The sequence below is a fragment of the Paenibacillus agaridevorans genome, from assembly GCF_018604145.1.
GTDB classification, from domain to species: Bacteria; Bacillota; Bacilli; order Paenibacillales; family Paenibacillaceae; genus Pristimantibacillus; species Pristimantibacillus agaridevorans.
Genome location: NZ_CP075889.1, coordinates 7091964 through 7107500, shown reverse-complemented (window position 1 = coordinate 7107500; position 15537 = coordinate 7091964). Strand labels below are relative to the sequence as shown.

The 15537-nt window shown below is 51.5% G+C and carries 9 protein-coding genes and 1 rRNA gene (1 of these 10 cut by a window edge); all 10 read right to left on the bottom strand.

Going from position 1 to position 15537, the window contains the following annotated elements; translation table 11 throughout:
* A 16S ribosomal RNA gene (locus KJW29_RS28575) occupies window positions 1–778 on the bottom strand; it reaches 777 nt to the left of the window's first position.
* Between the two features lie 1153 nt (window positions 779–1931).
* Window positions 1932–2987, bottom strand: coding sequence for a TolB family protein (locus KJW29_RS28570; protein WP_214627202.1), 1056 nt, complete (start codon window positions 2985–2987; stop codon window positions 1932–1934).
* 259 nt (window positions 2988–3246) lie between these two features.
* Window positions 3247–5568 (bottom strand): helix-turn-helix domain-containing protein, encoded by a 2322-nt coding sequence (locus KJW29_RS28565; RefSeq protein WP_214627201.1) that lies wholly within the window; start codon window positions 5566–5568, stop codon window positions 3247–3249.
* Between the two features lie 45 nt (window positions 5569–5613).
* Window positions 5614–7236: an extracellular solute-binding protein gene (locus tag KJW29_RS28560; RefSeq protein WP_214627200.1), complete on the bottom strand. Its 1623-nt coding sequence runs from the start codon at window positions 7234–7236 to the stop codon at window positions 5614–5616.
* Between the two features lie 85 nt (window positions 7237–7321).
* The gene (locus tag KJW29_RS28555; RefSeq protein WP_187103183.1) at window positions 7322–8194 is read right to left on the bottom strand and encodes a carbohydrate ABC transporter permease; all 873 of its coding nucleotides are present in this window, start codon (window positions 8192–8194) and stop codon (window positions 7322–7324) included.
* A 25-nt stretch (window positions 8195–8219) separates the two neighbouring features.
* On the bottom strand, window positions 8220–9182 hold the full coding sequence (locus KJW29_RS28550) for an ABC transporter permease (RefSeq protein WP_246608421.1): 963 nt from the start codon (window positions 9180–9182) through the stop codon (window positions 8220–8222).
* A 211-nt stretch (window positions 9183–9393) separates the two neighbouring features.
* Entirely contained in the window at window positions 9394–11766 is a 2373-nt protein-coding gene (locus tag KJW29_RS28545; protein WP_214627199.1) for a helix-turn-helix domain-containing protein, read from the bottom strand.
* A gap of 73 nt (window positions 11767–11839) precedes the next feature.
* On the bottom strand, window positions 11840–12721 hold the full coding sequence (locus KJW29_RS28540; RefSeq protein WP_214627198.1) for a carbohydrate ABC transporter permease: 882 nt from the start codon (window positions 12719–12721) through the stop codon (window positions 11840–11842).
* A gap of 16 nt (window positions 12722–12737) precedes the next feature.
* Window positions 12738–13595, bottom strand: a complete 858-nt coding sequence (locus tag KJW29_RS28535) for an ABC transporter permease (protein WP_425517583.1) — start codon at window positions 13593–13595, stop codon at window positions 12738–12740.
* A 239-nt stretch (window positions 13596–13834) separates the two neighbouring features.
* Window positions 13835–15481, bottom strand: coding sequence for an extracellular solute-binding protein (locus KJW29_RS28530; RefSeq protein WP_214627196.1), 1647 nt, complete (start codon window positions 15479–15481; stop codon window positions 13835–13837).
* Window positions 15482–15537 lie beyond the last annotated feature (56 nt).

The window sequence follows — 15537 nt, the reverse complement described above, 5'->3', positions numbered from 1 at the left end:
CTTTCGCGCCTCAGCGTCAGTTACAGCCCAGAAAGTCGCCTTCGCCACTGGTGTTCCTCCACATCTCTACGCATTTCACCGCTACACGTGGAATTCCACTTTCCTCTTCTGCACTCAAGTCCACCAGTTTCCAGTGCGAACCAGGGTTGAGCCCCAGCCTTAAACACCAGACTTAATGAACCGCCTGCGCGCGCTTTACGCCCAATAATTCCGGACAACGCTTGCCCCCTACGTATTACCGCGGCTGCTGGCACGTAGTTAGCCGGGGCTTTCTTCTCAGGTACCGTCACCTTGGGAGCAGTTACTCTCCCAAGCGTTCTTCCCTGGCAACAGAGCTTTACGATCCGAAAACCTTCATCACTCACGCGGCGTTGCTCCGTCAGGCTTTCGCCCATTGCGGAAGATTCCCTACTGCTGCCTCCCGTAGGAGTCTGGGCCGTGTCTCAGTCCCAGTGTGGCCGATCACCCTCTCAGGTCGGCTACGCATCGTCGCCTTGGTGAGCCGTTACCTCACCAACTAGCTAATGCGCCGCAGGTCCATCCAACAGTGACAGATTGCTCCGTCTTTCCCGATTCGGCCATGCGACCAAATCGCGTATCCGGTATTAGCATTCGTTTCCGAATGTTATCCCGGTCTGTCGGGCAGGTTACCTACGTGTTACTCACCCGTCCGCCGCTAAGCATCTGAGGTGCAAGCACCTCATCAACTCCGCTCGACTTGCATGTATTAGGCACGCCGCCAGCGTTCGTCCTGAGCCAGGATCAAACTCTCCATTAAGGTGTTTGACTTGCTCATTACGTTGTTGCTATCCAAACTTCCTCCTTGGACAAGCCAATTTCGAAAGTTTGTTATTCGATTCAATCTTGCGATTGTATCGGGCAGTTTCGCTCGTTGTTCAGTTTTCAAAGAACAATCTTTTCTTTCGTTGCCGGCGTCAATCTCTCGCGGCGACAAGAAATAATATATCACGAACGCCTAGTGGATTGCAAGCACTATTTTTAATTAAATTATAGAATCCGATTTTAACGCGAAAAACTGCTGTCGGAATACTTCCGGAATGTGCGACCTGCAACTATGCAAGCCAAACAGTACCGCACGCAAAAGGTCTTTTCATCGCCAATTATAGCTGGGGGATTGTCGGGTATCTCTCATATGTTTAAATACCGTCAGGGACAAACCATTCCGACTTTCTTTGAGTTCGAGTTTGGCCGGGGCTGTACATGGCATGGTTCGAAGAATCAGCCTCTCTACACATGCACAATTGTGCATTTATCCCCAATTTTTTAGACAATGGGGCCCCCTGTAAAGCAAATTGTACGAAAATACACAAATTATCGCTTCCTATCGTCGTTCGAGACCTCTTTGAACCAGTATTTGTGTATATATGTACAAATGTACGGATAAATGGCTCTTCCCTCATCTTAATTGTGTATTTTAGCTCAATTGTTGTATCGTTTGTGAAAATAGCCAAGGGCGCACACTGGCATCAGCACTCCAACATTCCGGCAATCCAACACTCCATAACTCCAGCAACAGCACTCCAGCACTCCAACACACCCATAACTCCTGAACTCCAGCAACAGCACTCCGGCACTCCAACACGCCAGAACTCCAGCACTGCCATCCGCCTCTAATTCGCGCCCAGCACGCAGACGTTCTATTGGCATAAACTGCGCAAACTAATCTGCATCTGAGAGCTCCATAAACAAGCCGTCTCGATCAGGGCGCTTGGACCCCGGGATTAACTCGCTTCCAAGGTATCCTATTTCAAGCCCTGCAAACGACTCAAAATCATATACTTTCCTATCATTTCAAAGAAAGAGACCCGCTTCGCCAGCGAGTCTCCTTCCGAGCCTGCCTCTTAATAGTATAACTTTCATATTACTTGGAGGCATCCAAATGTCAGTCTGGTTTAATGATTACTGGTTCTCTATTCCGCTATATCGATGATGCCTACCCGCAGCTTCCGCTCCTCGTCCGCCAGCGTAAAACTGATTTTGCGGCTGTCCGGACTAAAGGAAGGATGAGGATGCCCCGGATGTTGCCTCCACATCGGAATTTCGCACAGAAGTCTGGAGGAACGACTTGCCAGATCGATTAGAACAATCTTGCTGATTTCCTCCTCTTCCGTCGTATCCGCGACCGCCCATCGGCCATCGGGACTTACCGCTACATGCCAATAACGATAGTCGCCGTTCACGAATTCCGCCTCGCCGTTCCGCGCGTCCACGCGGTAAATGCCGGTTGGCTTTAGCGGGCTGTGCGGATATTTCACAAAGTACAGCTGCCTGCCGTCCGGCGCCCACATCTCATGACCGACGTATTCTCCGAGCTCGCCGGTTCCCATCCGCTTCTGCCCGAAGCCGCAGCGGAACTCGCCGCTCCGAACGTCCGCCATATAAATCCGGTCCGGAATATATTCGGTCTGACCCTCATGAGCGAAGAACAACAGATTTCGATCCTCCGGACTGATCATGGCATGATTGGCTATCGGGTAGGGTTCCGCGAAGCCCGGAGTCGCCACCTCCCTCACGCGTCCCGTCTCCACGTCGACCGTACCGATAACCCATTGCCCGCCAGCCCGCCAGTAAATGCCCATCGTACTGCCATCTTTCGTAATCGACAGCGGACCGTATACGACAGCCTCCGGATCCAGGCGGCAGACGGTGCGGCTCCGGCCGGAAACCAGATCCAGCTCGTAAATGTCCGGACCTGCGTAATAATAGAACCGATCACCGTCAGATATGAGGCCCCGGCCCCACTCCAGCCGATCGACGATGATTTCTCCCGAGCCATCCGTGGTATCCGCTTTGACGTAAACGCCCATTTTGTCCCCGTCGATATCCGTGCAAACCACGATATGCCGGCTGTCCGACATCCAGGACATGGCAGTGAAATAATGGTGGCCCGTGTCGACACCGCTTGCCCCTATGGATCTTATGCTGACGCCCGTTGCGGCATCTATCGTTTCGCGCAGTGTAAACATGTCGATATCACCAACCTTTCCGTGCAACTAGCCACCCGCAGGCTGCCGCACCAACCTGGAGTCCCTTCCGGTTCCCCGTCTACGCCAGCCCGCAGGTACCCCTCTGTTCCCTCCGCGTTCAGCCTCCCGACTGTTCACGTTACTTCTTCGTCATCCACCCGCAAGCCATCCCTACGTTTCATCCGCGTCAGTCACCCGACTGCTCCCGCCTCTTCTTTGGCATCCGCCCGCAGTCCGTCCCGCTACTCCATCCCCCGCGTCAACCTTTGGACCGTTCCCTGAATTCCGTCGGCGTCAGCCCCGTCATTTTCTTGAAGATCCGTACAAAGCTGTTGACGTTGGAGTAGCCGACTTGCTCCGCGATGTCGCGGATCTTGTCTTCCGTTCCGGCCAGCAGCTCTTTGGCCTGATTCATGCGAACCTCCATTAAATAATCGATAAAATTGCACTCCATCTGTTCCTTAAACAGCTTGCTCAAATGCGAGATACTAAGATGAAATTCGCCGGCAAGCAAATTGAGCGACATATCGCTGCGCATATAATGCTCCTGAATGTACTGTTTGGCTTTATCGATCGTATCGTTGCGTTCCCTGCTGCCCCGTTTCTCGCGAATTCGTTCGATAAAGCTGTCCAGCGCGCCAACCGTAAATTTTTCTAGTTGCTCCAGCCGCTCGTACTGATTCAGCATTTCGACCAAATATTGCTCCGGGAAAATGCCTTCCGTATCGACGCCGATTTCGGCCGCGGCGGTCGCGGTCTTCATCAGGCACTGCACGACAAGCTGCATGATCAATTCCGGCGGTACTCCCTGCTCCGCAAACGATTCGAACCACTTGCGAACCTGCCCGCGCATCTTGTCGGCGTCCGGCAGCTTTACCGAAGCGACGATTCCGTCGGTCATGGCGAACAGCTTGTAGAATTGGGGCGACGGGTCCGCCGATATATCTTCTCTCGTTATAATGGAGTTGCCGCCCATGACCAGCTTATACCGGAGCGCTTCCAACGATTGCTTGTAGGATGTCGGTATCTCCTCGAGCATCTCCACAACATCCCCGATACCGATGCTGATCGTCCGTCCAAGATATTCCTGGACGAATTCCTTTAACATATCCGCCACGGCCACGGCCCGGATGGCATGCCGTTCCCGATCCTCGTCGTCGCCGAAGCTCATAATGACCACGCATTTGCCCTTGTCGAGATCGCAAGCGATGCCTTGGCCTTCCGCGTTCATCAGCTCCTCGGCCACGTTGCAAAGCGCGTAGGCATACAGCTTCAAGTCGCGCGCGGAAGCAATCTGCCCCTTGTTGTCGAACTCGATGCTCATCACGACGAAGCGCTGCGCATGGAGGCGGATATTCAGCGTATCCATATAAGGCTGAATCGCCGACAAGTTTTTCGGTCCGCCCGACAGCAGCTCCGTCATTAACTGCCACTTGACGAGCGGCTTGCTTTCCACAACCTGCTTGTGCAACTGCTCCCTGTCCTCCAGAATATGCTGCACCGTCGATTCGAAATAATGGAATTCGTCGTTGTACTTGCGTCCTCCCGGCTTGGCGGGAGCCGACAATTGCTGCCGCATCGCCTGGACGAACCGATTCATCGGCTTGAACGTCCAGCGGCCGATCACTGCGGCCGATACCGTAGCGACAACAAACAAGACAACCGCGAGCAGGAACAATACGTTGCGGAACAGGATGAGCGGACGGGTAAACTGCGACTCCGGCACGGAGCGGACGATATACCAGCCCGTATAATCGTCTTTGACATAGAAGACGGAGGACAGCGTCTGTTCCACATCGGCTGTGAAATGACCCGTGTCCCCCTCGGATTTCAGCATACGGCTTATATAGGAAAACTCGCTGATGTCCTTGCCTACCTTATTATGGTCCGAATGAAGCACCACGACGCCTTCCCGGTCGACCACGAAGGTCTGCCCGCCATCGGCATCGGCCGTATTCCGAATCAGGCCGTACAACGCATCCTCCTTGACGTTAACCGCAACGGCCCCTCTTCTCGTCCCCGGCGAATGGATAAGCGGATAGGTGCGCACCAGCGTCACGACGTCGCGATAAACGGGATAGCTGGAACGGTTGATGAGCACCTTGCGCGTCGACATCCATTCATAGAAACCGTCAAATTGCTCGAACCCGGTAATCCAGCGAAAGTCGTTCGACAGCTCCTCCTCCGTCAGCACATTCCCCGTGACAAGCCGTTGTTTCCCATAAGAATACAAGTCGATTGTGAAAATATTATCCATGCTGTTGATCGCGTTCGCAATCAGATTGGAAATGCGAAACGCATTATTTTGGCTTGCCTGCTCATCCAGATCCTTGTCAAAGAAACGGATGACTTCATCGTTCTTGAGCAGCTGAATCGTCGACTTGTCAATATGCTTAAGCGTCAGCTCGAGCTTATGGTCGACTTGGCCCAGCAGCTCCATATTCGTATCGACCAATTGCCGTTTCAATTGTTTATTGAATACCGAATAGGTGAAAAAGAATGAAGTCGATACAAGGAGGAACAGGACGATGGACAAAACGCCGATCGCTTTCACAAGCCTCCGATTTTTGGTCACGTTCATGCCTGTTCCCCCTTATAAGTCAACCTCATTCAGACTTCCGTCCTTTTAGAAGCTTGCCTTGTTCTCTTCGTACCACTTCTGCGCAAGCTCATCCGCTTCCTTGCCGCCCAGACGCTCCCATTCCTTGCGGATCTCCTCGAGCGCCCACTGTCCCGTATATTTCGACCCTTGGGTTACGGCGGTTGCGCGCGTCTCCCGGATAAACGTATCCAGCGTCGAACGGATCTCGTTAATCTTGTCGAAGCTTGGCTGATACGGGATGTCCCTGCGGAACTCGTTTTTCATGGCGATCTCGAGCGATGCCATGTTCAGCTTGGCGATACGCTGGGACTGCTCGTCGTCGGGAGCAAGCGCAAGCAGGTCCTCGGCTTTGGTCACTTGATCTCTTACGACCGCGTATTCGCCGGCGTATAGCACTTCTTTGTTAAACTTATCGCTGTCAAGCTGCTTCGGAACGTCGTTGATCTTTTCATAATGGACGCCTTCCTCGCCATTGACAAGCGGATACCAGCCTCCGTCGATCAGCCAGTCCAAATATTCGATCGCCGCTTTCGGATTTTTCATATCTTTATTGAAAGCTACGAAAATATTAGGCGGAGCTTCCTGATAAGCGCCGTACTTGCCATACTGGGAAGCGACCATCTCCAGCGGCACCGGATTCGCCGTCGGCACGTTGGACAGCATATCCTTGATCATAATATCGTTCGAGCCTCTTCCCCATTGCCCGAGGTAAATGCCCGCTTTGCCTGTCGTCCAGAGCTGGCTGGCGCGCTGATTGTTGCTATCGGTCAGATACTCCTTGTCTACAAGCCCCAACTCATAAAGCTGCTTCTCCAGCCCGATCACATCGGCGAACCGATCCAGCGTAGCTCCGTATTGCATCTTGCCGTCCTCCAGGTACCATTGGAAGTTCATGGCGCCATAGATGGCCGAGTAGATATCGCTCGTGGTATGGCCTACGATCGGCGTGCTGTCCGGATATCGTTCCTTAAACGCCTTGGCAACCGCGATCAACTCCTCGACGGTTGTCGGCTGATCGAGCTTCAGCTCATCCAGCCAATCCTGCCGAATCCAGACGCCGTGATTGGCAACCGCGAACAACGGACGTTCCGTGGATACGGCATAGATCTCGCCGTCGAACGTCAAGTAAGGGAGCAGCTCGGGATGTTCTTCCAAATATTTTTTGTATGACGTGCTGTACTTCTCGATATATTCTCCAATAGGTTGAATGACGCCTTGTGTCACCAGCTTGCCGATATACGCGCGGTCATACTCCCACACCAGATCGGGAGCGCCGCCGGACGCAAACAACACGTTAAGCGCGTCCTGCGCCTGATTGCGCGGCACGGGCACGATCGATACGTCGATGCCGGATTGCTCGCGAATCCACTTGACCCAACGGTTATCCTCATACGTGCCTTCGTCGCTGGATACCTGACCCCGATCAAAGGTGGAAATGCTGATCTTTTTAGGCAGACCTTCATACGGGTCCTTCTCCGCCCCTCCATTGTCTGAAGGCGCCTGGCTTTCCTGACCGGCCTTATTGCCGTTTCCTTTGTTGCCCGAACCGTTTGCGCCGTTCGAACAAGCGGATACGACAACCATCACCATAACGACGAGAATCAGCAGCAATCTGCCCTTTAAGTATTGCTTCCCTTTTTGATCCATACTTGACCTCCTGTTAACTGTTTTTAAATTATATCAGAACGCGCTTCGAGGGCGCATTTGATATCTTGTGGAAACGCTAAACCTATCAACCTTTGATCGACCCCAGCAGAACGCCCTTGATAAAATGTTTCTGCAGGAACGGATAGACGCACAGGATCGGCACGATGGCAAACACGACCGCCGCCGCCCGGATGCTCTCCGGCGTTATGACCGCTTGCAGGACGCCTTCCCCGCGCAGCAGCTCCGTGCTGACCAAATCGATCATCTGGTACAGCTTCACCATAAGCGACAATTTATCCGTGCTCCGGATATAGATCAGCACGTTCATATAGGAGTTCCACCAGCCGACCGCATAGAACAGCGTTAGAGCCGCGATGACCGGCTTCGACAACGGCAGAATAATTCGCCACAGAATCGTAAACTCGCTCGCTCCGTCGATAGCCGCGGATTCCTCCAGCTCCTCCGGCAACCCCTCCAGGAACGATTTCATAACAAACATGTTGTAGGCGCTAATAAGCGCGGGGAGCCACAGTGCCCAGTAAGAGTTGACAAGGCCAAGCGTATTGACGAGCAGGAAGTTCGGGATAAGCCCGCCGCTGAACAGCATCGTAAACAGAATCGCCATCAGCATGACATTCTTGCCTTTCAGCCTAGCCTTGGACAGCGGATAAGCCGCCATAATCGTAAACAGCATATTAAGCGCGGTGCCCACGACCGTAATGATGACCGTATTCTTCATGGCGACGATCAGTTGACCGTCCCGAATCAAATTGTTGTAGGCGTCGAGATTAAATTCGATCGGCCACATAAACACTTCGCCCGCGTTGATCGCCCTGCTGCTGCTAAAGGACGTCGCGATAATATTGATGAAGGGAAACAAAGTCGCATAAGCGCATAACGCAAGGAAAATATAGTTGAGCCATCGAAACCAGGCTGGCGAGGAGCTTGCTTCTTTCATGTCCGGTTACCTCCTGTCGTCCTTCTCACCATAGGCCCCTCTCTCCCATCGCCTTGATGATCCGGTTAACCGATACGACCAGAATCAAGGCAATCAGCGATTGGAACAGTCCGAGAGCCGTCGTATAGCTGTACTGCAAATTCACCAGGCCTCTCGTATACACGAAGGTGCTGATGACCTCCGCCACGCTTGTCACGGCGTCATTGCGAAGCGCATACACCTGCTCGAAGCCGACATCCATCATTTTGCCTACTTGCAAAATGAGCAGAATCGCGATCGTGCTGCGAATACCGGGGAGCGTCACATGCCAGGTTTGCCGCAGCTTGCTTGCCCCGTCTATTTTTGCAGCTTCATATAACGTCGGATCGATAGAAGCCATGGCGGCCAAATACAGGATCGTGCCGAAGCCGGCTTCCTTCCATATGCCGGAGACGATAAAGCTGACGGGCCACCAAAGCTTGTCGGCCATAAAGTAGATCGGCTCCAGCCCGAAGCCCTTGAGCAAATAGTTGACGAACCCCGTGGACGGCGACAGTAACGCGATCACGATGCTGCCCAGCACGACCCAAGAAATGAAATGGGGAATGTACAGCAAATTTTGCAGCGTCCTCTTGTACCACTCCACGCGGACCTCGTTTAACAGGATGGCCAGCAGAATCGGCACGGGAAACGCGAATAGAAGGTGATACAGGTTCAGCAAAAGCGTGTTTTTAAGCACGACGTAGAACTCCCGGCTCGCAAACAGCTTCTCGAACTGTTCGAAGCCGACCCAAGGGCTGTTCCAAATGCCGTCGGCCAGACGATAATTTTTAAACGCGATAATCTCGCCGAACATGGGAGCGTATTTAAACACGAGCAGATAAATGGCTACAGGCACAAGCAACATATAAAGAAAGCGATTTCGTGAAACTTGCTTCCAAAACGACGATTTTTTCCTTGCGGGCATTCCGGCTTCGGCAGGCAGTCCCGTCGGTTGCGGTATATTCATTTTCATGCGAGTCTCCTTTCGGTTTAAATGGTTAGTGGCTAACCTGCACCTTTAAACTAGCACGGCATCGCCCGCTATTGAAATCGCCACTTTTTACGGCGCTACGCCATATCCTTTTTTGGGGCACACGCTTTTTTTGAGATGCTACTCTCTTTTCGCGATTTGCCCCTTATTGCGCCCCCGAATCCGGTTTTAACGCAAAGAAAAACCGTCAGGGAAGATCGCCCTGACGGTTCATCGTTAGCTCCTTATATTGGCCTGGCGTAATCCTTTCATACTTTTTGAATATCCGGATGAAGGTCGCCGCCTCGCTAAAGCCCACTCTTCCAGCCACTTCCCCAATGGCGATCCCTTCATCGGCTATGATTTCCTTCGCTCGTTCAATTCGTACTTTATTAATGAATTCAAGCAGTCCTTCCGACGTTTGATCCTTGAACAGCTTGGACAGGTAGGATGCCTTCATATGAAAATGCTCGCCGATGGTCGAGATATTCAAGTGAATATCGTCGTAGTTCATTTCGACATAACGTGCGACTTCTTTGATCCGTTCCTCGAGCGAATGATTGCGGGCATGTTGGGCCTGCAGCTCCCGCTTCGCCTTGAGGTCGGCGCATATTTCCTGCAGCAGCTCGCATAGCTTGTCATACATCCCCTGAATCGTCTCGCCTTGCATAATGGCATCGATCCGCTTGGAGTTGTTGACGAAGAAGCTGTCTCCTACCCCGTCGCTTTCGTTAACCGCCTTGATCATCGTGCTGACCAGATTATATAGAAGACATTTGATGATGTGGACCGAACCCGCCAGATCCCCAAAATTTTTGTTCTTGATTTCATCAAGCACTTCTCTGGATTTGGCATAATCGCCCAGTTTCATATAGTTGATCAACTGCTGCTCCACCTGAAGCGGATAATAATAGCCGGCTCCCGTCTCCGGCCGCATTTCCTGATGAAGCTGATCGTACAGTACAGTTTCTCTTTTGCCGGTAACGATCGAATACTCCAGCGCATCCTTTGCTTCTTGATAGGCGTATGCGATTCCGTTAATCGAAGTCTGAATGCTGCTGACGGCGATAATCAACTTGATCCGAAACTCGCGCAACAGAAACTGCTCGATTTCCTCGGCCATCCGCAGACGATCATCGCGCAGCCGCAAGGCATTCTCCTCATAGTTGATGAGACAGGCCATTCCTTCATCGATATCCGTCACGAAGCCCTGATGCTGACGACTCGTAATTTCCTGTACGACATTGGTCACGATAAATTGGCGCAGGCGATATTTCTCATTCAAGTTATCGCCCTTAATTCGCGCGAAAAATGGTTCCTCGTCTTCGAAATACAATAACAGGACGCTATAAAGATCGGACCGAAACGAGATATCGAAGCTCGTCAGCGCGTCCTCCAGCGAGAGCGCCCCCTCTGCTTTCCCCTTGAGAAGCCGCACTAGCGTATTGGATTTCATCAACTGATTGTGCATGCGCAGCTTTAAGCTGAACTGCTCCTTCTCGCTAAGCGCGCTGGATACCATCCGCTGGATATACTGAAATTCATTGACTGGCTGTTCCTCCAAGACCTCTTGCTGAACCGCGAACGTTCGGACAAGACGTTTGACGGGCATGTAATTTTTGCGTAAAAAGATAAGCGTAAGGACGGAGCCGCCCAGCAGGCTGACGACAATACTTACATAGGTAAAGGTGCGCACATGCTCTACCTTTTCCCATACGAATCGTCTCGGAATGACCGACACGTATTTCAGATCCGCCGTCTCCGAACGAACGTACATAATTTCCGAACCGCCGCGATACGCATCGTGGAAGAAGGCTTTATCGCCAGCCAAACGGTTCAGAAACGACAGCCGATCTTCCCCCATATCCGAATTGGATATCAATACCTCGTCCGCGCCGTTCAGAATGAAAATTTGACCGCCGTTATAGCTTTGGACGTTCTGTATCATTTGCAGCAGACGCGCCGAATCCAGCATAATGACGACGCTGCCGATTATATGTTTGTTTTGTCCTTGAGGCATTGGGCTAATATAAGCAAGCGATTTGCGGCTGTTCCTGTCCTCCATGGTCGGGAGCGTATGAAACCCGTTATGGTCTTCCCGCTCAAGCAACGACAGCCAGGCCGCATAGCCGAATTCATCGTCGTTATGGAGCACCTCGTACGCCAAGCGGCTGTCCTGCATCGTTCCCGGCAGCAGTACCCCGTCTCCCTCTTTCCAATACACATAAAATTTACTCACGTTCGCAAACACCGTTTTGAACCAGTTGAATTTCTTCGTAATCTCGTAAATCAGATACAGCTTCTCGTTCTCCGGACGATTGGAATACATCAGGCTTTGCATCTTGGCATCCCACAAAATTTCTACGTATAACCGATTGATTTCCTCTATCTGCTTGTCCATGACTTCCTGCACTTGCCTCAGCAACGTATCATTCGCCCGGTGAACCTCGCTCTTCAGCACCCGGTCCGCTTCGAAGTAGATGAGGATGCTAAGGCCAATGGGAACAAATAATACGGCAAGATACGACAATAACCAGGTTATAAGGATGCTTTTGCGTTTGCTGAGTAATTTGCCGATCACCGGGCTTCAACTCCTGCGTTCAAATAACAGTGCCTATAATATAGCATAATTCAAGTCGACGGCAGGAGAAGAATCAGCCCTTTAGCGCACCGACCATGACACCTTTCACGAAATACCTCTGAAGAAAAGGGTACACGCACAGGATCGGGATCGTGGCAACCATAATCGTCGCGTATTTGATTGTCTCGCCGATCTGATAATGATCGCCGACAGCTCCGCCTGCCGACATCTCATCCGTCGCGTTAGCGATCAGAATTTGTCTCAATATCAATTGCAGCGGAAACAGCTCATTGTCTTTCAGGAAGATAGAGGCGTAGAACCAACTGTTCCATTTCTCCACCGCATAATACAACGTAATGACCGCGAGCACAGGCATGGACAACGGCAGCACGATGCGAGTCAGAATAAGAAAGTGGCCGGCTCCGTCCATCTTCGCCGACTCCTCCAACGCATCTGGCAGTGCGGCGAACGAGGTTCGCAGCACGATAAGATTAAAGGTACTGATCGCGAACGGCACGATGACGGCCCAGAGCGAGTCGATCAGCCCCACTCCCTTGACAATCAAATAAAGCGGGATTAACCCTCCCTGGAAGAACATCGTAAAAATAATAGTAAAAATAAAAAACTTATTCCACAGCACTTTTTTGCGCGACAACACGAAGGCGCCCAATATGGTCATAGCCATATTGAACAAGACGCCGGCCACGACGATAAACGCCGTGTTCATATACCCGGATTGAATAAAAGGGTTCTTCAACACGCTAAGGTAAGCATTTAGATTAAAGCCAAGCGGTTGCAACAAAATGCCGCGATGTTTGATCAGTTGACTCGCCTCGCTAACGGATGCGAACAACACATGCAACAGAGGATACAGCGTGACAATGACCAGCAGTACAAGCGACGCATATATACCGATTTCAAAGAGACGCTCGCCCGGCCCCATTCTAATCTTCATCTAATCTCCCTCCGCACTACCATAGGCTGTTTCCGTTAATCTTGCGGCTGATTCGATTGGCCAATACCAGCAATGCTAAATTGATAACCGAATTGAATAGACCGACCGCTGTGCTGAAGCTCCAACTGAATTCAAGCAAACCTTTGCGATACACGAAGGATGAAATGACGTCGGCCTTCTCGTAAGTAATCGGATTGTATAGCAGTATTATTTTTTCGAAGCCAACGTTCATCATATTCCCGACGCGCAGAATGAACATGATGACCATAATCGGCAATATTCCCGGCAGCGTCACATGCCAAATTTGTCTTAATCTCGAAGCTCCATCCAGCTTGGCTGCCTCATACTGCTCCGGATCAATACTCATCAGGGCTGCAAGATAAATAATGGATTCCCAGCCGATCCGCTGCCAAATTTCCGATAAAATATAAATAGGGCGAAACAAATCCGGTTTCTGCAACAGCGCTTGGCCGTCGCCGCCGAACAACTGCGTATAGAGGACATTAATTACGCCGTCCGTATTCGTAAAATCTTTTATCATCCCGCAAATGACCACCATGGAGATGAAAAACGGCATATAAGTGATCGTCTGCACGAACTTCTTAAAGCGATGATTGCGCAGCTCATTGATCATGAGTGCCAACAGGATTGGCATCGGGAACTCGAATATCAAGGAATACAGGCTGATGATCAGCGTATTGCCAACAATCCTCCAGAAGTAATAACTATTGAAAAAATTGTCGAAATGAGCGAATCCGACCCAGTCGCTCCCCAGAATTCCATTCATGGGGGAGAAATTCTTGAAAGCAATAACCGCCCCGTACATAGGCGCATAATGAAAGACGAAATAATAGACGATAACGGGAACCATCATGACATATAAGGTTTTGTTAGTTGCAAAGTCCTTGGCGAATAAAGATACGGCTCTTATGCCTCTGTTGGCCGTTGGGTTAACGCGGACGACGCGTTTGCTCTCCATGCCACTGTTCAACTCCCAGCTCGTGCAAGATTATGCTTTGCTCCGTATCCATAGCGCGTCACTCCGCGAGTCCAGATGAACTTGCTCACCTGAACCCGCAGACTTTAACGACTTACGACGCGGAGTCTTTCTTGTTAGCGCATCTGATATCTGGTCAAGGCTTCACTCTGAATTTCAATCGCACGATCGATTTTCAACGATTTTAGCTGCTCGACTAGACGATCGAACGAGTCGATCGACTCCGCGCCCATCATCATCTTGAGCGACGTTTCGGACACGAGCGTATTCACGTCGTTCATAATAGCCGCGAACTCGGCGCTTTCGCTCTGCGTCGGCGAAATCGGCGGCAACATATATTTCTCCGCGTCCGTCTGCCAGATGTGAATGGCATCCTTCTGCTGCGGCAACGTATAGAACTGCTGGATATAAAGCTTATCCTGAACAAAAGGGCCGTTATGATTCGCGTGCGTATACATCGAAATCGCTTGGGCCGTCGCCAGTTGATCCGGGTTTTTCATGATCAGATCCGTATATGCCGGCTCTCCGTTGACAAGCGTATGGCTCTCATTCTCGTTGCCGAAGTTGAAGAAGGTATGCCCTTCTTCACTATAGCCGTAGTCGAGCATCTGCACCGCCAGTACGGCGTTCTTCGATTTGGCGTTGATCGCGACCGAGTTCGCCGAAGCATACGAAAAATCCTTCTGTCCGAACTTAGGCTTGTCGCCGGCCTTAAGAACGGGATAGGGGGCGGCAACGAGTTCCGCGTTGGGGGCGTTCTTCTTCAGCGGTTCCAGCCATTTGCCAATGCCGCTGCCGGCATTCATGACCGTTGCTCCCGAGCCTCCCGTCGTTATATTCGCATCAAGCGCCTTGCCATCCAGCGTAGCGAAGTTTTTGTCAAGCAGCCCTTCTTTGTACCATTGACGCATTGTGGTCAGAAATTCCTTGTATCCTTGTTCCATCGGGCCGTATTTAACTTGTCCATTCTCCAGGTAGAAGCCTTGTGTCACACCCCAGGCGCCGACGAACGCCCCGTTCGTAAAGAGGAAGCTATACATGGACAGCGGCGACGTCGCGCCTTTTTTTTCTTTGAACGCCGTCAGCGTCTTATGCCAGTCCTCAATCGTAACCGGTACGGGCAGACCTAGCTCATCCAGCCAGTCCTTGCGTATGATCGGTCCCTGATACACTTTCAGCGAATCGTCACCTCTTATAAATGGGAAGGCATAATACTTTCCGCTATCCGATTTAATCTGCTTATCTACTTCCGGATGTTCGGCCAAGTACTTCTTCAAGTTCGGAGCATACTGGTCGATCAACTCGTTAAGGGCGAGAATATACCCGTCATCGATCGCTTTCTCCGGCCCTCCCGGGAACATGCGCCAGTCCCATTCCATCATGTCAGGCAATTGTCCCGATGCCAGCAGCACGTTAAATGTTTCCTGCTCCTGTCCGACCGGAGGATTGGTGAATTCCAGCTTAACGCCTGTCCTCTTCTGCAATTCCTGATAGAAGGGCACCTCGCCATAGTTGGATTTCAAGCTCGTGAGATTAGCGTTAAGCGGTGCCCAATACGTCAATACGGCATCCGATTGCAGCGGATATGTGCTCGCTTCTTCGCCTTTCGTCTCCGACGGCGCACTCGACTGCTGCGAGTTTGTTGGCGCAGAAGGACTCGGCTCATTAGCCCCCTTGCCATTGTTGCTGCAAGCCACCGCACTGGACAGCATGAGCGCCATCGTAAGCAGCAACCCCATCTTTCTCTTTGCTCTGAACTTCATTTACGCAACCTCCCACATGTATTGGCATTATGGCGGAATCCTGCGATCCCCCTTCA